Origin of the sequence: Paenibacillus sp. CECT 9249 (assembly GCF_918697855.1) — a bacterium.
Classification (GTDB): domain Bacteria; phylum Bacillota; class Bacilli; order Paenibacillales; family Paenibacillaceae; genus MSJ-34.
Map to the genome: position 1 here is coordinate 1 of NZ_CAKKLI010000058.1, position 22,467 is coordinate 22,467.

Here is a 22,467-nt window from a genome sequence, read left to right on the forward strand (position 1 = left end):
GGTGTGGTAGACTTCACCTAAAAGGTGCTCCTCTCTTTGGGTGTAGTGTTCTCGACAAACACCATTCTACCAAAGATTTGGGCACTTTTTTATGTTTTCAATGAACGGTACTTTCGAAATTTAGGATCATTTTCCCGGCTCAAGGGGAATATTTCAATGCCGAAATATTGAAGCTGGTGATCGACAAGTTTCCTTTTGTGCTAATCGACCGCCACTTGAAAGGAATATCCGCCGGTTCCATCTCGACGAATAATGTGGCCGGAGCCAGCATCGGCACCAAATATTTATTCGAACTCGGGCATGAACGCATCGGGTTTCTGACGCCGCCGCCCGCCGATACGACCGCGATTGAAGAACGGATCGAAGGATTTATACAAGCCCATGCCGAACAAGGAATAGCCGTCGACCGCCAGTTATGGATGGAGGATATCACCTCGACGCTCCCCTCGGCGCATACGGCGGAGAACAGAGCGAAAGACATCGAGAAAATCAAGGAACACCTGCGCAAACATCCGGATATTACGGCGTTTTTCGCGACGGAATACAATATCGCGCGATTGGCTGTGGAAGCGGTCAAACAACTAGGGCTCAGCATTCCGGAAGACATCTCGATCATTTGTTTCGATTGTCCCGAAACGAACGGGAAGTACGAATTGACGCATTTGAAGCAAAATCAATTGGAGATGGGGAGACTCGCCTTTCAGCATGTCCTTTCGTTACGAGACGGCACGGCCATACCGGAAAAGGTGCTGCTCGATGCGACTCTTGTCGTCGGGGGATCGACAGGTCCGGTGAAACGCGCTGCAACATGACGGAGGTGTGACGTTTATTTGTCGTACGACGAGAAACCCGGCATTCAAGCGATCGGTAATACGGCCGATGATCTGCCCCCGATCCCGGGGAACATCTTGCCACCATAACAATGCGGTTTTTCGTAAATCGGTAAATTTGCAAACCATGTAAAAAAAGCTTCCCTGGTCCCAGGCTGGACTCAGCGCTTTTTCGTCGTTTCGGATTACGAACTATCGTCAGGCCAAGCAGGCCAACTTACTTCCTCAAATGACGCATTCCCGTCCGTTCGCCCCTATTCTTACTGGGCAGTTAGAATCAGCGGTCCGTCCGCCGTGATTGCGATCGTATGCTCATATTGCGCCGACAACTTGCCGTCGGCCGTTCTCGCCGTCCACTGATCGTCATCGATCGTGATACGGAACGTACCTTCGTTGATCATCGGTTCAATCGTAAACACCATGCCTTCCTTTAACCGAATGCCTTTGCCGGCTACGCCGACATGCTCGTAGTTCGGCTCCTCGTGCAGGCTCCGCCCAATCCCGTGCGCCAGCAGATCGCGTACGACCGAGAACCCGTTCGCTTCCGCATGCTGTTGAATCGCCGACGTGATGTCGCCGAGCCGGCCCCCGGGGAGCGCCCGGGCGATCCCCAGATCCAAGCATTCCTTGGCCACCTTCATTATTTTTTGCGCCTCCGGCCGGATATTGCCCACCGCATAGCACCAGCACGAATCGCCGAACCATCCGTCATATTCCACGACGATGTCGAGCTTCAGCAAGTCGCCGTCCATAAGCGCCCGGTTCGAAGGAATGCCGTGGGCCACCACATCGTTGACCGAAGTGCAGGTTTCGGCGGGGAAACCGTTGTACCCTTTCGTAAACTGCTTGCCGCCCAGCTTGGTGATGTGTCTGGCAACAAAGTCATTGATTTCCCGGGTGGTGATCCCAGGCTCGATCAGTCTGGCCACCTCGCGGTAGCAGTCCGCAACGATTTGGCTCGCCGGCTTCATCTCTTCAATTTCCCTGGGTGATTTTAAAATGATCATCTATGTTTATTCGCTCCTTATCAGCTCTATAATTTTAAAAACCGTACAATATCCATGGCCTCCTCGCGGAGCTTTCCGCGGCGAAGCGAAAGCGAGGCACAGCCGACCAAGGCGGCAAGCAGCATTTCCGCGCGCTGTAGCCGGTCCGGCGGCTCCGCCGCGTTTCCGCTGGAAGCGGCAGCATCGTCCGCCGCACGCCCGGTTTCCAGCAGCGCGGCAAGCGGCGCGAGCACCTCGCGGCGAAAGGCGGCCGAGAGCGGGGCCGAACGCGCTTCAGGCAGCGCGGCAAAGTCCTCACCGGCCAGCTTATGCAGCAGGTACAGGGCGTGGTCCTCCGCCCAAAGCTGCAGCAGCCGGACGCCGGCGACGGCGATGGGGCCAAGCTCTGCGGCAGCGGCCGTTTCGCGGCTTTCGCCTCGGGAATCCGCGGCAGCCGAGTTCCCGGTGTCCGCCGCAGCAGCCAAGCCGAAATGCCCGCCCGCCGGCGCCTCCCCCGAAGCCGAAGCGCGCGGGACCTCCAGCGGGGCCTCCAGCCATCCCCCGGCCCGCTCCAACGCGTCCCATAGCAGATCGTAGAGCAAATCGCCCTTATTGCTGTAATAATGGTATACCGTGCCATAACCGAGTCCCGCCTGCGCGGCCACATCGCGGATTTCCAGTAAAGGCCCTTTATTCAAAAACACATCGGCAGCGGCTTTCCGGATTTGCGCCAGACGCCGCAGCCGGATCTCTTCGTTTTGTTCCTTCGTGCGTGGAGTCATCTCGTCCGTTCACCTCTTTTATTTTTGACCTGCTATTATGTCAATATAAAACATCGACTTGCAAATAGCAAGAGATTAGCAGAAGAACTCCCGGCTTAACCTGGAAACCGGTGCTTGACCAACGGGTTAGCCTCGAACGAGCGACCTGTTTGGAAGATTGCTACGCTAACGGTTGTCAGTGCGCTTCACCCCCCATTTTTACCCAAATAGCGTCGCTCACAACCATTAGATTTTTAGCAATCTATAGAGCCGATGAACAATCACTCTGAAAAGGACTTTGCAGCGTTAATGTCGCAACGCGGACACAGGATCCCTTATTTGGCAAAAATGCGCGCTTTTCGGCATGTTCGAGGACCGAGGTTCCGTTATCTGTGACAATTCATGTTGTTTGTGCCTATTCCGAGTCAATTAGCGGAACGTATGTCCGACAATCACCGAAAAAACGCTCATTTAGCGAATTTACCGGAAGCTGAGTCCGCCTGGTCACACGACGACGCAGCCTTTCGCGAACCGCTGCAATAGGCAATAAAACGGGAAAGAGGCCCTTGTCAGGAAAGGGCCTCTTGTAACTATGGTTGGGACAGCGGAATGACCATATTCCATGTATGCGTGAAATGCCATGCCCGTTCCCCGATGCCGGTCGCGGCGAATAGATGCGTCGGCACGCCGTCCTGAAACAAGAGAAACGGGCGTTCGAGATTGCACATTTCTTTGACGGTGCCGTCGTCCCAAACGACGGTTCGCGAATAGGCTTTCGGATCGGGATGGATCGTCCACTCCAGGCAGTCGGCGCTCGTCGCATATACGCCGGCTCCCCATTCTCCCGTCAAGCCGTTCGAATCGTTCTTGTAATCGTCTTTGATCAGCAGGTGAAACAAGTTGCCGTCATGCCACAGAAAAGGATCCTCTACATGCAAATCGGCATCGGCGAAACGGAAAATCGGTTCGTCCGATAACCGGCGGAACGGCCCCGAAGGGCGATCGGCGACGGCAACGCCCAATTGCAGCGTCGCGCCGGCGTACTCCCGCGACTTATAGATCATATAGGTCGTTCCGTCCTGCAGAATGGCCACAGCGGGATTGGTCGTCACCGTACAGTCCCACTTCCCTGGGCGGGGTTCTAGCAACGGACGGTCCATTCGCGTCCATGGGCCGAATACGGATTGGGATGTCGCCAGTCCGATTCGTTTGTTGTTCCATACTTCCGTTCCGCGCTCCGAGGAGATCGGATCCCCCGGTCCCGGGATCGGGCCGCCGTACGTCGTACCCATATAATAGAGATAATAAGTGCCGTTCCAGTACTGGATCTGAGGATTATGCTGATTCATTCCGTCGAACATGCTTCGTTCTCTTCGTCCCAGCACGACTTCCTCAAATTGATAAGGCCCTTCCGGCGTGGAACTGGCCGCTCTAACGATTTCGCAATTGAACAGCCAGTTCACCCCGAATCCGAGCTCTTTCCTCCAGCGCGAAGCGAACAGATGATATCTGCCGTCCTCGCCGCGAATGCAAGAACCGCACCAAATATAATAATCTTCCTCGCGATACCCGCCCCCTACCGGGGCGGGCAGCAAGCGGCCGAATATAGGATTCGCCATCGTTTCGTTGCCCTCCGTTGCGGTATTATTCGATAGTAATATCGTACAAGTCGTCGGTTAAGATCGCGGTATCGGCATGGGTCTTATACCATTCGGCCATCCAGTCGTCGACTTTCTTGCCGCCCGCCTTTTCCCAGAACGCCCGCGCATCCTGAGCCGCTTGCTCCACCGTATATTTGCCTCCGCCGACCAGCGCCTGCTGGTAATAACTAACCATTTGCTCGCCGGTGTTCGTTACGATCAGCTCCAAATCTTTCGGCAACGACGGCTTATATTCGCCATGCGTATAATCCGCGATCGGACGCTCCGGAGTCAAGTACGCTTCTTCCGCTTGCTGAATGATCTCCAGAAACTCCTGATCGATCGGGTTGGACGGATCCAACTGATTCTGATATTTGCCGCATTCGCCGAAGAAAGCAGGGGAGGCCAGCATCCGGAAATCGATATTCCAGTCGAGCTCTTTTTTGTTCTTCTCCTGATCGATCGGTTTCGGGCAGCCGCTGTCGTCTACCGCATAATGCTCGCCTTCCACGCCGAACATCATCGTTTTCATCGTGGATTCCCGTACAAGGAAATCGACATATTTCATGACGGCAACCGGATCTTTCGCATTGGAGTTGATCGCCGCCGTCGCCTGCACCGGATTTTGGATGCTGGGGCTGAACTGGCCGAATTCGCTGGCGGGAAGAGGGATCGCCATGACTTTCGCATCGGGCACATTTTTCTTCAAGGCGCTGAAGATCAGATATCCTTCCGACATCGCCCCGCCGTTGGCGCCGTAGAAGCCCATCTTGCCGTTGATGAAATCTTGTTTTGCTTTTTCCCCGTTTTTGTCCGTCAGGAAGTCTTTATCGATTAAGCCGTTATCGTACAATTTTTTTATAAAGTTGCTCTTTGCGATGCTGTTGTCCCAAGTGCGCACCATCGTGCCGTCCTGCACTTTATAGCCGACATCCTGGAACATGCTGTCGATGACTTGCGCGCCGACGCCGGTTACTCCGATCGCGAACGTATCTTTTTGCCCGTTTCCGTCCGGATCCTGCTTCACAAACGCTTCCGCTACGTTGTAGAACTCTTCCACCGTCTTGGGCACCGGAAGGTTAAGCTTATCCAACCAGTCTTTGCGGACGTAAAGCACCTGGTTCGTAGCCAACCCGTTAATGCGGCCGAATTCGTAAATGTTGCCGTCGTCGCGGGCGGCGACCTTTTGCAGGAGCGGGTATTTTTCGAGCAATGCCTTATATTCCGTACTATGCTGTTCGATCAAGTCGCCCAGCGGCATCAATTGTTTCTGATTGATCAGTTCGTTGCGGTATCCGGTCGCGTATTCAAAGATTAAGTCCGGCGCGGAACCCGAAGCGAACAATACGTTGAACTTTTCCTTGAACTCCCAACGGGGGATCGCGGTAAATTTTAAATCGGCCGGCCCGTTGTCGTTCAGCCAACGCGTCCAGCGGTTACTTTCGATCGTTCCTTCTTCCGCCGGAACCATGCTCCGGTCATAAACGGATAAGGAAATGCTGCCGCGCGCTTCGGCTTGTCCTTGTTCCCCTTGGCTTTCCGTCTTCGTTGTATTCGTCGCGCCGTTGCCGGAACAGCCGGCGACCAGAAGCATCGCCGCGAGCAACGACAGGAAGCTTGTTTTCAGTAACATTTTTTTTCTCATTGGGCAACCCCTCTTCGCATAGTCGAATTTATCCTTTAATCGCGCCAATCATAACGCCTTTCACAAAATATTTCTGCAGGAACGGATATACGACGAGCATCGGAACGAGCATGACGATCACGCCCGCGGATTTAATCGTTTCCGGCGTCAGCTTGGCCGCGTCCTCAGGCTGCATGTTGTTCATATCCTGCAAAATCGATTGGCTTTGAATCATTTGCTGTACCATCACCGTTAAATTGTATCTGGTCGTATCGTCCATATAAATGAGCACGTTCATGAACTGGTTCCAGAAGCCGACCGCATAGAACAAAGTCAAGGCGGCGATGACCGGCTTCGACAACGGAAGCACGATTTGCAGAATCAGTCTCCATTCGCTGCAACCGTCGATACGGGCCGCTTCTTCCATTTCCGAAGGCAAGCCTTCGAAATACGTTTTCAAAACAAGCATATTGAAGACGCTCACCAAGCCCGGCAGCCAGATGGCCCCGTACGAGTTCAATAGCCCTAACGATTTAATGACCAAGTAATTAGGGATGATTCCGCCGGAGAACAGCATCGTGAACACGATCGCCAACGTAAACGCCCTGCGCCCGTACATATCCCGCCGCGAGAGGGGATAGGCGGCCAGAATCGTGCAAGCCATACTGGAGACCGTACCCACGACGGTGAGGACTACGTTGTTTTTAAAGGCGTTGACGATATTCGTTCCTTTGAGCAAGGAAGCATAGGATTCAAATGTCCACGATACGGGCCAGAACACGACTTTGCCCGATGCGACGGAATGAGCGTCGCTGAAGGACAGCGCCAATATGTGTACGATCGGCAACAGGCAGCTAAGACCGATAAGGGTCAAGAGCAAGTAGTTGCATGCATAAAATATCTTTTCGCCGGTTGTAGATTTCATAATGCCTCGGCCTCCTCTACCATAAGCCTTGCCCGAACCTGCGGGCGACCCCGTTCGTCAACAGCACCAGGATCAGTCCGATGAGCGATTCGAATAAACCCATGGCGGCGGTCAGGCTGAACTGCAAGTTTTTTAAGCCGATCTTGTAGGTGTAAGTACTGATGACTTCGGATACGTTGAAGACGGCTGAATTTTGCAAGGTAAATACTTGATCGAAGCCGACTTCCATGACGCTGCCCACGGATAAAATAAACATAATGACGATCGTCGGCGCGATGCCGGGAAGCGTAATATGAATAATTTGCCGCCATTTGCCGGCTCCGTCCATGCCGGCCGACTCGTACAGGCTCGGATCGATCGATGTGAGCGCTGCCAAATAAATGATCGCACCCCAGCCCGCACCCTTCCATATCCCCGATCCGACGAAAATAGCCAGCCACGAGCCTTCCCGATACAAGAACGAGAACGGTTCGCCGAGCCAGTGGCCCAGAATGCCGTTGATGACGCCTTCCGTTGCGAAAATCGTAACGACCATGCCGGATACGATGACCCAGGACAGGAAATGGGGCAAGTAGACGAGCGTTTGAACCGAACGCTTAAACCAGGACTTGCGAACTTCGTTTAACAGAATAGCCAGAATAATCGGAAACGGAAATCCGATCAGCAGATTCATAACGCTTAGAACGAATGTGTTGCGAATGATCCTGAGCGTCTGAGGATTGCTGAACAGCGTTTCGAATTGCCCGAAGCCGACCCACGGACTGCCGAATACGCCGTCTACGAAGTTGTAGTCTTTAAAAGCGATGATGAGTCCGCCCATCGGCAAATATTTAAAAAGCAGGAAAAAAACGATGACCGGACTAAACAAAATGAAATATGGAATATTTCGGCCGAGCCGGTTACGGTCTATCTTCCAATTACGAAGCTTAGCCGTACGGCCTGCTGCGGATCCCTCTGCCGCGTCCAAGCGGATCACCCCTTTCTGTTTGAAGATTGCGATCGCATCTGCAACATATTCTAGTCTCCGCCGTCTTCCAGGGTCAATCCGCATCATTCGGAGCGGTACACAATATTCGGAAGGGGGAAAATAACCAAGCCCGGCGCGGCTTCCAGCGCCGGGATGCACGATTTTCGCCCGTTCCACGATATTCCTCAAGCGAGTTGTTTCCGATAGTCTCCCGGGGTGATTCCGAACGTTTTCTTAAAGACGCGAATAAAGGAAAACGAATGCGTATATCCGACCTGAACGGCGATCTCCTGAACGGATAAGCTCGTCGAGGCGAGCAATTCCTTGGCTTTCTCCATTCTCACGTTCATTAAATAGTCGACGAATTTCTCGCCGAATTCTTCCTTGAACAGATGGCTGACATACTTCGGTTTCAAATCGAACGCGGCGCTCAAATGATTTAACGACAGATCGGGATTGCTGTAATTGTTGTAAATATATTGCCTCACGTTTTTCATCGTCGAGGAATAGGTCCGCTCCTCCCGCAGTCCCGCTAGCCGCCGGTGGGCGTCAAGAAGAACGGTGCGCAATCCTTCGCTCATTTCGTCGAACGTATCGAACTGCTTCATGAGCCGGTTGATGCGCGGAACGGTATGTTCATGCCATAGTTCCTGATAATCGGCGTTCCGTTCCAGGAACTCTCTGGACAACTGATAAATTAAAAAATGAATTTGATGAACCAGTTCGTCCCTCGGCCATACTTCCGTTTGCAGCTCTCGAATAAACCGGTCGTAATGCTTCTCCCAATCCGCTTCCCCTAACTTGTACGATTGGACCAATCCCATCATATCGGCCCCCATTTTCAGAGGTCCCTGCTTTTTCGCCTCGGACACTTCCCAATAGCCGATTACCCGGTTATTGCCCAGCGTCATTTTATATTGCAGCACATGCAGCGCTTGCTCATAGGAGGCGCTGATGTTACCGGCGCCGAGGACGAGGTCTCCCAGCCCGATCGTTACATTGAAATCGAGATTGTCCCGAATCCACGCGACGATTTGCAGCGCAAATAGAACGACATCCTCCGTCGCATGATCGTCTTTCAGTTGTACGAAGGCGCACCATTTCTGGGGAAACAGCCATTCTCCGAAAATGCCGATCTCATGCTGCTGGGCCATTTCCGCGACGACGTTGCCAATCAGAAACTTCAACAACGATTGGTCTCTCTTCGTATAGTTCTCGCAAAAGTCGGGAAACCGATCGATTTCGATGACGATGGCGGACGCCTTGTCATACGCCGGGTTCCAGCCGAACGGTTCCGAATTTCCCGGCGTACATTTGCCGGCGGCGTCGAAATCGCCTTCCAGCGTGTCTTGAATCCATTGCCGCTTGCGGGCTTGCAGATGCTCCTCTTGCTGGCTCATTAGATCGCCCGCCTGCTCAATGATCTTATCCAACGCGTTTTCGATATACGCAAACTCGTCTTTGCCTCCGCTCTTCAACAGCTGTTCCGCTTTCAAGCGCGCATACCCGTCCAATCGCGTCATCAAGGAGCGGATCGGCCGATAGTTCCGCTTTGATATATAGGTGATATAGAAAACGGCGGCGACGATCGCGATGAACCCGCTAAAGAGCAGGACGGCGATCGCGCGCGTGGCGAATTGGTAAAATGCCCCGCCCGCGAGCTTGCTTTTGATGATCAAGCCGGAATATTCCGATTGCACTTCCGTAACCGTGTCTTCAAAGACCGGCTTGTCGGATGCGGATGCGATCAGCCCGTTTCCGTTCCGGTCCTCCACCGCGGCGCTAATAAAATCCGTATCGTACATTTTGTCCACAAGCTCTGTCACCCATTTCGCGCTTACATTGACGACCATAATCCCTTCGTCTCCGGCGGGCACCGGATAAGGCTTGACCAATGTGATCACGTCCGAACGATATTGGTTTGCGAACTCGCGATACGAGCGCAGCCCTGTCCATTTGAAGCCTTGCCGCGACTTCAAGTACGACTCGACGAACGGGCGGTCTTCGAATTGTTCCCAGGACAAGGTCGCGCTGTCAGTCAGAATGGCGCGGTCCTCCCATCTCACCAAATAGACGGATTGAATCATCGGATACTGGGTTACGATATTCCATAATTCTTTCGAGGGCAGGGCCATGCTTTTATACGGATCGTCCCATAACGTCTTGTTGTAAAATCGTTGAATGCCGTCCTGTGTCCCCAATTCTTTAATCATCATATGTTCGATCGACTGCAAGGAATGATCGATCAGTTCCAGCATATGGTTCGAAGAGCCACGGTTGACCGTTTCCGCGGCCATTCGGGTTACTTCTCCCATCGAGAAAAAGAATACGGCGATTAAAAATGAAATGACGATAAAGAAAACCGGCAAATACGAAAAAAGCAGCTTGTAAAACCACGATCGATTCATGGACAACCCCTCCAGTAATAAGTGACACAATTGTAAGCGCAATCTTTATTGGGCGCAACTTGTTTTCATGCGCAAATCTTCATGCCGTGTCTTACTTCCTATCGATTATTATATCAACTAGTTATCAAGTTTTAAATAATATATTGACATTATAATGATATAATTATTATAATCGGGGCTGTAAGCGGTTAAAACGTGTCATTCAACATGATGATTAGGAGAGAAGACAATGAATTCCCAACACATTCCAGATTCAGTACAAAAGCTTTTGGATCGCATGGCGAGCAAACTGGACGATAACCCTCAACTGCTGGCCATCGCCCGCAACGGATTTGCAAATACGCTTCAGAACACGATCTTTCGCATGGACGACGGAACGACATTTGTCATTACGGGCGATATTCCGGCCATGTGGTTAAGGGATTCGGTTGCGCAAGTTCGGCCGTTTCTCGTGCCCGCGCAAGACGACGAAGAGCTCGCGGATATGATTGAAGGATTGGTGCGAAGACAAATGAAGTACATCGTTCTGGATCCTTACGCGAATGCCTTTAACGCGGAACCGTCCGGCCAAGGGCATCAGAACGACCGGACCGAGATGAATCCATGGTTATGGGAGCGCAAGTATGAAATCGACTCCCTGTGCTATCCGATCCAGCTTAGCTACTTGTTGTGGAAGAATACCGGACGCGCGGCGCATTTCGATGAAACGTTCAAAGAGGCGATGAAGACGATTCTGCGCGTATGGCGAACGGAACAGCGGCATGAAACCGAATCGGGCTATACGTTCGAGCGCTCGGATTGCCCTGTTACAGATACGTTGCAGAGAGAAGGCAGAGGCGCGGAAACGGCCTATACGGGCATGACCTGGTCGGGATTCCGCCCGAGCGACGACGCTTGCAAGTACGGATATCTCATTCCAGCCAACATGTTTGCCGTCGTCACGCTCGGTTATCTCGAACAAATTGCCCAAGAGGTGCTGGACGATTCCGCCCTGGCGGTGGAAGCTGCGCATTTGCGCCGGGAAATAAACGAGGGGATTCGGCGTTTCGCCGTCTGCAGCCATTCCGAATACGGCGAGATATACGCTTACGAGACGGACGGGCTTGGAAACCATCATTTCATGGACGACGCGAACGTTCCTAGCTTGCTCTCGATTCCGTACTTGGGATATTGCGACCAGAGCAATCCGATCTATCAAAACACGCGCAAGTTCGTCCTTAGCGGCAACAATCCTTATTTCTTCCAAGGCGCCGCCGGCGAAGGGATCGGAAGCCCGCATACGCCCGATCGCTATATTTGGCATATCGCGCTGGCGATTCAAGGTTTAACGGCCGGCACGAAAGAAGAGAAGCTTCGGATGCTGCGTTTGATGGCCGATACGGATGCCGGCACCGGAATGATGCATGAAGGGTTCGACGCGGACGATCCGCATCGATATACCCGTCCCTGGTTCTCATGGGCGAATATGATGTTTAGCGAGCTGCTGATGGATTATTGCGATATACATGTCAAGCGATAATGGAAACATTAGCAAAAATATGAAAAAGAGGGAGGCAGATTTCATGAAAAACAAAATGGCGATGTTGTTGATTACGGTGCTGCTGAGTCTCGCGGCTGCAGGCTGCAGCGGTGCGGGCAACCAACCCGGGGGCAAGTCGGGCGAATCCGGCAAACCGGTCGAGCTTACATTTTGGGGGGACTGGGGGGGCGAAGGCCAAAAGCAGTTTGAAACGATGGTCGACGCTTTCAACGAATCGCAAGACAAAATACGCGTGAAATATGTGCTGCAGCAAGACATGATTACCAAGTTTTTGACGGCGACCACTTCCGGCGGATCTCCGGATGTTTTATTTTGGGACAGATGGCGCACCTCGCTTTACGCTCCGAAGAATGTGCTGCATCCGATCAACGAATATATGGAGCGGGACGGGCTCAGTCAAGACGATTTCTATAGCGAAGCTCTGAAAGAATTAACCTATGAAGACAACATTTACGGATTGCCGCTGACGGTGGATGCCCGGGCGCTGTTTTATAACAAAAAAATATTAAGCGAAGCCGGCGTAGAGCCGCCTACGACGTGGGACGAGTTGGAACAAGCGGCAATCAAGACGACGAAGTGGAACGGAAATAAATTGGAAGTTGCCGGATTCTCTCTTGCCGATAACGGTTTGTTCAATATGTATTTGCAGCAAGCCGGCGGACAGATGTTGAACGAAGACGGCACGAAAACGAATTTTAACAACGAACAGGGAAAAGCCGTGCTTGAGTTTTGGGATCGTTTGCTGAATACGGATAAAGTTTACAAAATCGGTTATGAAACCGGTCTTGGCGAAGGAACGGATGCGTTTGCGACCGGAAAGCTCGCGATGCTGTACAGCGGCCCGTGGATGATCTCCACTTATAAAAAATACGGCAAGGATCTTGATTTCGGAATCATGCCTCCGGTTACCGGACCAAACGGGGACAAAGGCAGCGTGATGGGCGGTTTCGGACTGGTTATTCCCGAAGGCGCAAAGCATAAAGAGGAGGCCTGGGAATTCGTGAAGTGGTGGACGGCCAATAAAGACAACACATTGCTCTGGGCGAAGACAAGCATGAACATTCCCGGCTACAAGCCGGCGCTGGAGGATCCCTTCTTTCAGGACGATCCGTTCTGGAAACCGATCCTTGACACGCTCGAATTTGCCAAGGTGCGTCCGCAGCATCCCGGCTACTCCGTCATGGAAGACGACGGGCTTATACCGAATTTGCAGTTGTTCCAGCAAGGCAAGCAAAGCCTTGCGGAGACGTTGAATAAATCGCAGCAACGCGGAGATCAACTGTTGAACGATAATAAGAACGTGAAATAAGCGAAGGGAGGAGCGCCTCCCTTTGCATTTCCAAAGGAGGAGTTATATGGCTTCCATGGGCAAATTGCATCGTCATCAAGCGAGAACGGCTTATTTGTTTATTACGCCGACCATGCTGCTGTTTCTGGCATTCACTGTCGTACCTGTGATCATGGCGCTTTATCTAAGTTTTACGAATTACGATGTGCTCAGCCATAAAGAATGGGTCGGAACGGACAACTATCGCCGATTGCTGGAGGACTCTTTATATTGGCAAACGTTCTTGAATGTAACGCTGTACGCCGTCATTTTCATACCTTTGAATATCATTTGCTCGCTGTTGATCGCCATGTTGATGAATTTCAAACGGCCGGGCATCCGCTTGTTTCGTACCATGAATTACTTGCCGACATTAACGTCGGCTGTGGCTGCCTCGACCGTGTGGATCTGGCTGCTGCATCCCGAATTCGGTTTGGTCAACGGCCTGCTCTCTTATGTTGGGATTGCCGGTCCGGCCTGGCTGGCGCAGACGGAAACGGCGATGCTTTCGATTATTATGGTAACGTTATGGCAATCCATAGGCTCCAATATGATCATCTATATCGCCGGGCTGCAAGGCATACCGGATTATTTGTACGAATCGGCCAAACTGGACGGAGCGTCCGCGTTCGACCGTTTTCGCTACATCACATGGCCGCAATTGCGTCCTACGACTTTCCTCGTTTCAACGATGGCGATCATTGGAGCGCTGCAGTTGTTCGATCAGGCGTTTGTGCTGACGCAAGGCGGTCCGGGCAATGTGACCAAAACGCCCGTATATTTAATTTACCAACAGGGCTTCAATCAACTTCAAATGGGATACGCGTCGGCACAGGCCTTTGTTCTAGCCGTCGTGATTCTGATCTTTTCGCTGATCAATACCCGCATCAATAAAGCGAACGAATCGATTTTGTAGGGGAGGGGCGACAATGGGTAAGATACAAATGAATAAAATCGCGATAACGGTCCTTTTCTATGCCGTAAGTATTGCCGTTGGAGCGGCGATGTTTCTTCCTTTCTTATGGAGCTTGCTGACTTCCGTCAAACCTAGCGAAGAGATATTTTCTCTTCCCATTAAATGGATTCCTTCTACCTTGACATGGGAGCACTATATTGCCGCGTTTACCACGGTTCCTTTCGGGTTGTTTTTTTGGAATTCTCTCGTGCTTGCCGTGGCGGGCGTCGTCGCGAATCTTTTTTTCGGTTCCTTAAGCGGCTATGCGTTTGCCAAGCTGCGTTTCAAGTTGAATAAGCCATTGTTTATGATTTTGCTTGCAGCGATGATGATTCCGGGCGTCGTCACGATGATTCCAAGTTTTTATGTATTGAAAAATTTCCCTCTCGTGGGAGGCAACGATATTTTCGGCAGCGGCGGCAACGGATTTATCAATTCTTTCTGGGGCGTTATTATTCCGGGTGCTTCAGGTTCATTTGCCGTCTTTTTCATGCGCCAATTCTTTTTGACGTTGCCGTCGGATATGCTGGAAATGGCTCGCATCGAGGGCTGCCGGGAGTTTCGCATCTTTTGGCGGATCTATTTGCCGCTTACTCAACCCGCGCTTGCGACGCTCGGCATTTTCACGTTCCAGGCGGGTTGGAATAGCTTCCTATGGCCGATGATCGTTTTGAATGATCCGGCGAAAGCGACGATCCAGATGGGATTGCGCGCGTTTTCGTATAACTATCAAACCGATTTCGGACCTATGATGGCAGGCGCGTTAGTAGCCATTGCGCCGATCCTGGTGCTTTTCCTGTTCCTGCAGAAGTATTTCGTGCAAGGAATCGCCTTCAGCGGCGTTAAGGGATAACCATCGGATAGCCGGTTGAAAACAAACGATTGAAAATGTAGAAAAATTAAAATGGATCAGGAGTGCGTGAATGATGTTATGGGCAGATCGTGCGGAGAAGGCACAACTGGCATTAGAGCAGCTATTCTGGAATCCCCGGATCGATATGTATAATATTGAAGTCCCTTGCCCGAACGGGGAATGCAACGACATATTCCACTATTGGTGGATGGCCCATGCGGCCGACGTTCTGACGGACGGTCTGGAGCGCACCGGCGACAGCCGGTATGCGGAGCGGCTGTCCGCATTGTACGAAGGGGTGTTGCGCCGAAACGGCGGGGTATGGCCGAATGCGCTGTACGACGATATGGAATGGATGGCGCTTGCTTGGTTGAGAGCGTATCAATGTACGGGCGACGAGAAATACAAGCAAGCGGCGCTCATTCTATGGACAGACATCCGAACCGGCTGGAACGGCCATATGGAAGGCGGAATCGCCTGGCAGAAGACGCAATTGGATTACAAGAATACGCCGGCCAACGCGCCTGCCGTCATTCTGGCGGCAAGATTGCATCGATGCTTCGGCAACGACGAAGACCTGGATTGGGCTCATCGCATTTACGATTGGCAGAAAACGCATTTGGTCGATCCTGCCACCGGTTTCGTCTGGGACGGCATGAATCGGACGGGCGACGGGTCTGTCGATACAGATTGGAAATATACATACTGTCAGGGCGTATATATCGGAGCGGCTCTGGAATTGTATAAAACGACGCGAAACGGCCGATATTTGCAAGATGCGAAGCGGACGCTGCACGCTTTGACCGATCAATTGACCGCCCCGAAGACGAAGCTGTTTCCGAACGAGGGGGTAGGGGACGGAGGCTTGTTCAAAGGAATTCTGGCCCGTTACGCAACGGAGCTCGCACTGGAAGCGCCGGAATTCGCCGCGCCGGCCGAGCTTATTGCAAGCAACGTCTCCGTCTTGTGGACGCATGGACGCGATCCGGAACGTACCGCGTTCGGCCCGGATTGGGACCGGCAGCCGCCGGAACGAGTGAGCTTAAGCACCCAATTAAGCGGGATGAAATTGTTGGAAGCCGCGGCGAGGCTTGAGCGAAGAAGACTGCTCCCGAACGAATAGGCATGAACGGATACTGCCGGGACGCCGATCGCGGCAGTATCTTCTCCTTAATCCAACTCCGGTCGAATCGGGTGCCGATGCTCGTGCTCGACGACTTCTTGAAACAAATTGCCGCTTTGCTTCGGTTTCGGCGGCGGCGCCGTCCAATTCAATTGCGATAAAATCGTTTCCAGTTCCCCGATCGTAACCGGTTTGGCATGCCGCATCAACTCGTAGCCGAGATGTCCGCTTATTTCGATCGTGCCTGTCTTGACGTCGCTAAACGATTCGATGCCTTTTTCGCGCATTTTCGCTTCCAATTGATCGACGCTCATCCGCAATTTTTTCAAGTTTTCCGGAATGATCTTTCCCTCTTTAATGACAGGCGTAGCTTTACCCATGAACAGCTTCTCGATTATATTGAACTTTACGGCCAGGAATTGGACGGTAATTAACAAAGCTACGAAGATGCAGAGCACGATAATCGTCCGAAGCGGACCGTCTTCGGCTACGGCATGACCGGATACGGAAGCCATCGACAGGAGCGTAATAATTTCCAGTCCCGTCATTTCGGCTACCGTCTTCTTGCCGGCGATCCGGAGCAAGACGAATCCGACCGATAACACGAGTATAGCCTCCCAAATAAAATCCACCTGTTATCACCTCTTTTTAACATTCATCCGCTTTGACGACGAGAGAACGATCCAACTCTTTCACCGAGCATTTGCCGGAGATGGCGAGTTGAAGCTCCGTTTCCGCGATAAGATGTTCGATCACCCGCTTGACGCCTGCTTGGCCGGCGACCGCCAGCCCGTAAGCATACGGCCGGCCGATCAATACGGCCGAAGCGCCGAGCGCCATCGCTTTAATGATGTCCGCTCCTCTGCGGATGCCGCTGTCCATCAGAATGGGCACTTTGCCGCATGCCGCATCGACGACGGAGGGCAATGCTTCCAAGGTGCCGATCGCTCCGTCGAGCTGGCGGCCGCCGTGATTGGAGACGATGATGCCGTCCACTCCATGGTCTATCGCCAGCACGGCGTCATCGGGATGCGTCACCCCTTTCAGCCAAATCGGCAACTTGGTCTTAGCGCGGATAAAGTCGAGTTCTTTCCATGTAAACCGTATATTGTTGCCCTCGTCCAGCGCCTTCAACACGGCGGCATGCACGTTTTGTTCGGGCGGTTCCTGCAGGCCGGAGCGGAAGACGGGGTCGGTAAAATAATTGCCCATGCCCTCCCCTTTCAGAAAGGGGAGATAAGCGTGCTGCAGGTCCGTTTCCCGCCATCCGAGCAGCGTCGAATCGATGGTAACGACGATGGCGGAATAACCTGCCCGTTCCGCCCGTTGCAAGAAGCTTTCCGTTAATTCCCGGTTTTTCGGCGGATATAATTGAAACCAGCGCACCGCATGCCCCATCGCCTCGGCAATTTGCTCCATCGGCACGGTCGATACGTTGCTTAAGATGTAAGGAACTCGAAGGGCCGCTGCGGCTTTGGCCGGCGCCGATTCCGCTTCGGGGTGCAAAATCGAATTGACGCCGATCGGCGCGAACAGGATCGGAGCGGGAAGTTTATGCCCCAGCAATTCGGTCGACAGATCGCGGCCGGATATATCGCAGCATACCCGCGGGCGCAGACGGTACTTATAGAATGCTTCCCGATTGGCCCGTATCGTATCTCCGGCGCCGGCGCCTCCGTGGACATACCCGAACGGGGCCGCGGCAAGCATTTGTTTCGCGCGCTTCTCCCATTCCTCAATCGACACAGGCAGCAGCTTCTCGCCTTCATTCTCGCATTGATAGATCCCCATTTGTATATCTTCGCTTTGAAGTGTCACGTTACATTACCTCATTAATCGATACATATTTTATAACCTTAGTTATTGTGTTCCCCGTTTGCCGGAATCATACGGCGGCGCGCCGGAAGCAAGCAGCATTTCGACCGATTGCGGGCCGCATTTCGGAAACGGGGCGCGTTTATGTTACACTGGATATAACAGAAGTAATCATTTGGAGGTGCTCGCGTTGTCCAACATTGCAAAAAATTTGACCGATCTCATCGGCAATACGCCGTTATTGGAACTCTCCCATTTCAGCGCCATTCATCGGGTCGAGGAGAACTTGATCGCCAAATTGGAATATTTTAATCCCGCCGGCAGCGTTAAGGATCGGATCGGCTACGCTATGATCAAGGATGCCGAGGAGAGAGGAATCATAACCAAAAATTCCACGATCATCGAACCGACCAGCGGCAATACCGGAATCGCCCTCGCCTTTGCCGCCGCGGCGCTCGGGTATAAGCTGATCATTACGCTGCCTGAAACGTTCAGCGTCGAACGAAGAAAGCTGATGAAGGCGTTGGGGGCGCAATTGGTGCTCACGCCCGGGTCGGAAGGGATGCAGGGCGCGATCAAAAAAGCGGAGGAGCTTGCCGCCGAAACGCCGAATTCGTTCATTCCGCAGCAATTCAACAATCCGGCCAATCCGGAAATTCATCGGCAAACGACCGCCGAAGAAATTTGGCGGGATACGGACGGCGCCGTGGATATATTCGTCGCGGGCGTCGGCACCGGCGGAACCGTGACAGGGGTCGGCGAAGTGTTGAAGCGCAAGAAGCCTTCCGTACATGTGGCGGCCGTCGAGCCTTTCGATTCTCCGGTACTGTCCGGAGGCAAACGCGGGCCGCATTCCATTCAAGGCATCGGAGCCGGATTTGTGCCGGACAACTTCAATCGGTCTGTCGTCGATGAAATCGTGAAAGTGCAGAACGAGGCGGCGTTCGAAACGGCGCGCCAATTGGCGGCGAGCGAAGGGCTGCTCGTGGGGATTTCTTCCGGCGCGGCCGTCGCTGCGGCGGTACAAATTGCCAAGCGCCCTGAGAACAAAGGGAAGAACATTGTCGTCATACTGCCCGATACCGGGGAGCGATACTTGTCTACTCCGCTGTTTGCGGAAGAATAATGGCATGAATTGGATGCGAGAAACCGTTGAAGGGCGATGCCGTTTGACGGTTTTTTGCATCTTTTATTGAATTGGCCGTATGAACTGGGTATAGTAGTAAAAAAGAAGGCAGTTGTGACAGGAGCGTTTATACAATGTCGGTGAAGCGTCAAGTGCGCGTTCGTGTCGAGAGCAACCACGAACGGGAGACAACGGTGCAGGAGTTTACGGGCGTACGGCTCGTCAAAGGGCGGTACGTGTATGTCCGATATGAAGAACGAACGGAACCGGTATCGGGAGGGGAAAGCGCGCGTACGATGACGACCGTGAAAATTGGCGATGACGAACTGAAGATCATCCGTCACGGTCATGTGCAGTCCGAACAGTCTTTCCGGGCCGGACGCAAGCTCCCCGGATTTTACCGTTCTCCCTACGCACAATTTCAGCTTTCTACATATACGCGGGAATTGCAAATGGATGTGCAAGAAGCTGCCATGCGGATGGCATGGGTGTACGATTTGTTCGTGCATGGGGAATGTACGGGACGGTTTGCGGTACAAATATCGATACAGGAGGAATCGGGTCATGAATCATAATCCATTAGAGAAAATCAATATTGCGGTACGGGAGGCGATATCCGACGCGGTTGTCGCCGCAGGACTGGCTGCCCGCGAAGAATTGCCGGCGTTTGTGCTGGAAGTTCCGAAAGAGAAGGCGCACGGGGATTTGGCGACCAATGCGGCAATGCAGCTTACGCGGATCGCGAAGAAAAATCCGCGCCAAATCGCGGAAGCGATTATCGCCCATCTCGATCTGGGCAAAGCGTCGATCGAGAGCGCCGAAATTGCCGGGCCGGGGTTCATCAACTTCCGTATGAACAAAAGTTATTTGTATCCGGTCATCGCCGAAGTGGCTGCCAAAGGCGCGGATTACGGCCGCGTCGGGCTAGGCGAGGGACGCAAAGTGCAAGTGGAGTTCGTCAGCGCGAATCCGACCGGCAGCTTGCACCTTGGGCATGCCCGCGGCGCCGCGGTTGGCGATGCGTTGTGCAATTTGCTCGATTTTGCCGGGTACGACGTGACGCGCGAGTACTATATTAACGATGCGGGAAACCAAGTCGCCAACTTGTGCAAATCGATCGAGGTCCGGTACAAGCAAGAGCTGGGATTGGAAGCGGACATGCCGGAAGACGGTTACTACGGGGAAGACATTAAGGGTTTCGCCAAAGAATTGATCGCCGAAAAAGGGGATGCCTTATTATCTTTATCCGACGAGGAACGCGGCGTATTCTTCCGCCAATACGGCTTGCAGAAGGAATTGGATAAAATCAAGCGCGATCTGGGACGGTTCGGCGTATCTTTCGACGTATGGTTCAGCGAAACTTCATTATATGAGACCGGCCAAGTGGAAGCGGCATTGGAGGAATTGAAGGCCAAAGGGCAAGTGTACGAGGAAGACGGGGCCGTTTGGCTGCGTACAACCGATTACGGCGACGACAAAGACCGCGTCTTGGTGAAAAATGACGGAACATACACCTATTTGACGCCGGACATCGCTTATCATCGCGATAAATATTCGCGCGGTTTCGACCAAATGATCAACATATGGGGCGCCGATCACCACGGATATATTCCGCGGGTGAAGGCGGCGATGGAAGCGCTCGGGAACGATCCCGACAAACTTACGGTGCTGATCGCCCAAATGGTCAGCCTGTACCAAAACGGAGAAAAGGTGAAAATGTCCAAACGGACCGGCAAAGCGGTCACGATGGAGGATTTAATGGACGAAGTGGGCGTCGACGCGATCCGTTACTTCTTCACGATGCGCTCGATGGATTCTCATCTCGACTTCGACATGGATTTGGCGGTATCCACATCCAACGAGAATCCGGTCTTCTACGTGCAGTACGCGCATGCGCGCATTTGCAGCATCTTTCGCCAGGCGGAGGAGCAAGGCGTGACGCCGCTGCCGGCGGAGCAGGCCGATCTTGCCGGATTGACGACGGAACACGAATACGACCTGCTGCGCAAGATGGGCGAGCTTCCGGAGGAAGTCGCCGTCGCCGCGCAGGCGTATGCGCCGCATCGCTTGATCCGGTATGTGTATGAGCTGGCTGCGCTGTTCCACAGCTATTACAAAGCCGAGCGCGTCATTACCGACGACGAGCGGCAGACGCAAGCGCGCCTCGCGCTGCTTGGCGCGCTGCGCACGGTGATCGCGAACGTGCTGCGCCTCGTCGGCGTCTCCGCGCCGGAGCGGATGTAGCGCGATCCGTGACAAAGCTGCCCTATTTGCGGATTTCATCTCGCGAATAGGGCAGCTTTATTTTCGCTCGAAGCATCGAGGCGCTACGCGGTATGGGTGCTATGCGCCGTGGGCGCGGGGCGCTGCGAGCTGCTGGTCACGTATGCCGTCTATGCGCCCTGCTGCGAGCCCCGAATCGCCGCCGGTCGAGCAATGTAAACGGAAGTGAGCGCCCTTATTTTCGATTTTTTAGCATAATTGAAAATGTAACGGATCCGGAAGACGCTATTTGCTCGTAAATGAGTCAAAAAGGCGTTTTATAAGTACAATAACGTCCCTTATATCCGTTACATTTTTCAAACCCGCCTATTGAGCGGCAATAACGGCTGTGAGATCCGATAGAATTTACAACGACATCGAACAGACGCGTCGAAAATCGAAACGGGCCTCATGCGCCAGAATTCTCCGGTATATTGATTGGCGCAAGCGTCAATTTCCATCATACCGCAGCGGCTGACGACCCGTCAGGCGGGCTAACGAAACTTGAACACGCTAATAGCCTGCTAAATCACCTTATTGCTGGGTTAACGAAACTACAACTCGCTAATGAGGGGGAAAAGGGGGGAGAACAGCCGGTTTCCAATGAATAACGATACGTATTTTCGTTATGATGGGAACGTCTTCATTTTGAGCCCAATAAGGATTACCCGTTTCGCTAGCGCCAAACAAAGCGCTTCGCGAATCGCCTTCGAAATGTAGGGAGGCGTCTCTTTTATATGCACAATAAAGCCAGTTTCATCAACGGTAGCGAATTATGAAATTGACTCTTTTCGCAGGCTTTGTTGCACAAACCGATCAAAGCGGGTTAAAAGATGCACAATTTCGGGTTTCCTGAGCGAAAGGTTCTTCATCGTCTGCCGATTCTTTTGCGCTAGGTGTGTGACAGGCCAAAGTGTATGCGAAAAATCATACACAATGACCGGCGCACGGATCGAATTAGTCGATTTTATTCGAAATTTCATACACAAATCGCGTTTTTGAGCCATGAACTTGTAAATGAATGCGAAAAATCATATTCTCTGCTGCGTACGTCAAAACTGTCCGCAACTAATCGACGCTCTACGACAAATCCGTTCTATTTTTTTCGGGCCATCTTTTCTATTAAAAGATGTATGCAACGACAATGGAAGTAAGCGGATTTCCTCTGGTACATTAACGGGGTACTTGCTATTCTCGCGGTTATCCGCCATTCATATTTCTATAGAATACTTACTGGCCGTAGGACACTTAAGTACGTCCTCGACAAAAAGTCCGCGAAAGCCCCTTCGACTTGGCCGCGAGGGGGGAATTGGCTTGCGGCAGGG

Annotated in this window: 18 protein-coding genes; 9 read left to right on the forward strand and 9 right to left on the reverse strand. The window is 52.7% G+C overall.

Features of this window, described 5'->3' with window-relative positions:
• The first annotated feature begins 176 nt into the window (after positions 1-176).
• Positions 177-812 (forward strand): substrate-binding domain-containing protein, encoded by a 636-nt coding sequence (locus tag LQ229_RS24110; protein WP_230193129.1) that lies wholly within the window; start codon positions 177-179, stop codon positions 810-812.
• Positions 813-1,090: 278 nt separating this feature from the next.
• Here LQ229_RS24110 and map read toward each other — a convergent pair whose 3' ends face one another.
• From map to LQ229_RS24145, 7 genes are all read right to left on the reverse strand, one after another.
• Positions 1,091-1,837: a type I methionyl aminopeptidase gene (gene map, locus LQ229_RS24115; RefSeq protein WP_216540272.1), complete on the reverse strand. Its 747-nt coding sequence runs from the start codon at positions 1,835-1,837 to the stop codon at positions 1,091-1,093.
• Positions 1,838-1,863: 26 nt separating this feature from the next.
• Positions 1,864-2,598 (reverse strand): TetR family transcriptional regulator, encoded by a 735-nt coding sequence (locus tag LQ229_RS24120; protein WP_216540271.1) that lies wholly within the window; start codon positions 2,596-2,598, stop codon positions 1,864-1,866.
• 569 nt (positions 2,599-3,167) lie between these two features.
• A complete protein-coding gene (locus tag LQ229_RS24125; RefSeq protein WP_216540270.1) occupies positions 3,168-4,196 on the reverse strand; it encodes a glycoside hydrolase family protein in 1,029 nt (342 codons plus the stop codon).
• Positions 4,197-4,221: 25 nt separating this feature from the next.
• Positions 4,222-5,862: an extracellular solute-binding protein gene (locus tag LQ229_RS24130; protein ID WP_230193126.1), complete on the reverse strand. Its 1,641-nt coding sequence runs from the start codon at positions 5,860-5,862 to the stop codon at positions 4,222-4,224.
• Positions 5,863-5,890: 28 nt separating this feature from the next.
• Positions 5,891-6,766, reverse strand: a complete 876-nt coding sequence (locus LQ229_RS24135) for a carbohydrate ABC transporter permease (protein ID WP_216540268.1) — start codon at positions 6,764-6,766, stop codon at positions 5,891-5,893.
• A 16-nt stretch (positions 6,767-6,782) separates the two neighbouring features.
• Positions 6,783-7,676, reverse strand: a complete 894-nt coding sequence (locus LQ229_RS24140; protein ID WP_230193130.1) for an ABC transporter permease subunit — start codon at positions 7,674-7,676, stop codon at positions 6,783-6,785.
• Positions 7,677-7,918: 242 nt separating this feature from the next.
• Positions 7,919-10,141, reverse strand: coding sequence for a helix-turn-helix domain-containing protein (locus tag LQ229_RS24145; RefSeq protein ID WP_230193127.1), 2,223 nt, complete (start codon positions 10,139-10,141; stop codon positions 7,919-7,921).
• A gap of 277 nt (positions 10,142-10,418) precedes the next feature.
• Between LQ229_RS24145 and LQ229_RS24150 the strand changes: the two genes are divergently transcribed.
• From LQ229_RS24150 to LQ229_RS24170, 5 genes are all read left to right on the forward strand, one after another.
• Entirely contained in the window at positions 10,419-11,660 is a 1,242-nt protein-coding gene (locus tag LQ229_RS24150; protein ID WP_230193128.1) for a glycoside hydrolase family 125 protein, read from the forward strand.
• Between the two features lie 43 nt (positions 11,661-11,703).
• Complete coding sequence (locus LQ229_RS24155; protein WP_216540265.1) at positions 11,704-12,990, forward strand: ABC transporter substrate-binding protein; 1,287 nt, start codon at positions 11,704-11,706, stop codon at positions 12,988-12,990.
• Between the two features lie 46 nt (positions 12,991-13,036).
• The gene (locus LQ229_RS24160) at positions 13,037-13,924 is read left to right on the forward strand and encodes a sugar ABC transporter permease (RefSeq protein ID WP_216540264.1); all 888 of its coding nucleotides are present in this window, start codon (positions 13,037-13,039) and stop codon (positions 13,922-13,924) included.
• A gap of 13 nt (positions 13,925-13,937) precedes the next feature.
• Positions 13,938-14,816 carry a carbohydrate ABC transporter permease gene (locus LQ229_RS24165; RefSeq protein ID WP_216540263.1) on the forward strand — a complete coding sequence of 293 codons (879 nt, stop codon included), beginning with the start codon at positions 13,938-13,940 and terminating at the stop codon, positions 14,814-14,816.
• Positions 14,817-14,886: 70 nt separating this feature from the next.
• A complete protein-coding gene (locus LQ229_RS24170) occupies positions 14,887-15,939 on the forward strand; it encodes a glycoside hydrolase family 76 protein (RefSeq protein WP_356711896.1) in 1,053 nt (350 codons plus the stop codon).
• A 47-nt stretch (positions 15,940-15,986) separates the two neighbouring features.
• Here LQ229_RS24170 and LQ229_RS24175 read toward each other — a convergent pair whose 3' ends face one another.
• Complete coding sequence (locus tag LQ229_RS24175) at positions 15,987-16,571, reverse strand: YetF domain-containing protein (RefSeq protein ID WP_216540261.1); 585 nt, start codon at positions 16,569-16,571, stop codon at positions 15,987-15,989.
• Positions 16,572-16,587: 16 nt separating this feature from the next.
• Positions 16,588-17,757 carry an alpha-hydroxy-acid oxidizing protein gene (locus LQ229_RS24180; protein ID WP_216540260.1) on the reverse strand — a complete coding sequence of 390 codons (1,170 nt, stop codon included), beginning with the start codon at positions 17,755-17,757 and terminating at the stop codon, positions 16,588-16,590.
• Between the two features lie 187 nt (positions 17,758-17,944).
• On the opposite strand from LQ229_RS24180, the gene cysK reads away from it, so the two are divergent.
• The 3 genes from cysK to argS all read left to right on the forward strand — a co-directional run bounded on the left by cysK (position 17,945) and on the right by argS (position 21,124).
• Positions 17,945-18,880, forward strand: coding sequence for a cysteine synthase A (gene cysK / locus LQ229_RS24185; RefSeq protein ID WP_216540259.1), 936 nt, complete (start codon positions 17,945-17,947; stop codon positions 18,878-18,880).
• A 134-nt stretch (positions 18,881-19,014) separates the two neighbouring features.
• The gene (locus tag LQ229_RS24190) at positions 19,015-19,455 is read left to right on the forward strand and encodes a DUF1934 domain-containing protein (protein ID WP_216540258.1); all 441 of its coding nucleotides are present in this window, start codon (positions 19,015-19,017) and stop codon (positions 19,453-19,455) included.
• Positions 19,445-21,124, forward strand: coding sequence for an arginine--tRNA ligase (argS, locus tag LQ229_RS24195; protein ID WP_216540257.1), 1,680 nt, complete (start codon positions 19,445-19,447; stop codon positions 21,122-21,124). The genes LQ229_RS24190 and argS overlap by 11 nt, the downstream gene beginning before the upstream one ends.
• The last annotated feature ends 1,343 nt before the right edge of the window (positions 21,125-22,467 follow it).

Excerpts from the sequence above, each read along its gene's own strand:
- map (WP_216540272.1), bottom strand. The coding sequence starts at position 1,837 with ATGATCATTTTAAAATCACCCAGGGAAATTGAAGAGATGAAGCCGGCG.
- LQ229_RS24130 (WP_230193126.1), bottom strand. The coding sequence starts at position 5,862 with ATGAGAAAAAAAATGTTACTGAAAACAAGCTTCCTGTCGTTGCTCGCG.
- LQ229_RS24135 (WP_216540268.1), bottom strand. The coding sequence starts at position 6,766 with ATGAAATCTACAACCGGCGAAAAGATATTTTATGCATGCAACTACTTG.
- LQ229_RS24125 (WP_216540270.1), bottom strand. The coding sequence starts at position 4,196 with ATGGCGAATCCTATATTCGGCCGCTTGCTGCCCGCCCCGGTAGGGGGC.
- LQ229_RS24145 (WP_230193127.1), bottom strand. The coding sequence starts at position 10,141 with ATGAATCGATCGTGGTTTTACAAGCTGCTTTTTTCGTATTTGCCGGTT.
- LQ229_RS24170 (WP_356711896.1), top strand. The coding sequence starts at position 14,887 with ATGATGTTATGGGCAGATCGTGCGGAGAAGGCACAACTGGCATTAGAG.
- LQ229_RS24165 (WP_216540263.1), top strand. The coding sequence starts at position 13,938 with ATGGGTAAGATACAAATGAATAAAATCGCGATAACGGTCCTTTTCTAT.
- LQ229_RS24120 (WP_216540271.1), bottom strand. The coding sequence starts at position 2,598 with ATGACTCCACGCACGAAGGAACAAAACGAAGAGATCCGGCTGCGGCGT.
- argS (WP_216540257.1), top strand. The coding sequence starts at position 19,445 with ATGAATCATAATCCATTAGAGAAAATCAATATTGCGGTACGGGAGGCG.
- LQ229_RS24190 (WP_216540258.1), top strand. The coding sequence starts at position 19,015 with ATGTCGGTGAAGCGTCAAGTGCGCGTTCGTGTCGAGAGCAACCACGAA.
- LQ229_RS24150 (WP_230193128.1), top strand. The coding sequence starts at position 10,419 with ATGGCGAGCAAACTGGACGATAACCCTCAACTGCTGGCCATCGCCCGC.
- LQ229_RS24155 (WP_216540265.1), top strand. The coding sequence starts at position 11,704 with ATGAAAAACAAAATGGCGATGTTGTTGATTACGGTGCTGCTGAGTCTC.
- LQ229_RS24160 (WP_216540264.1), top strand. The coding sequence starts at position 13,037 with ATGGCTTCCATGGGCAAATTGCATCGTCATCAAGCGAGAACGGCTTAT.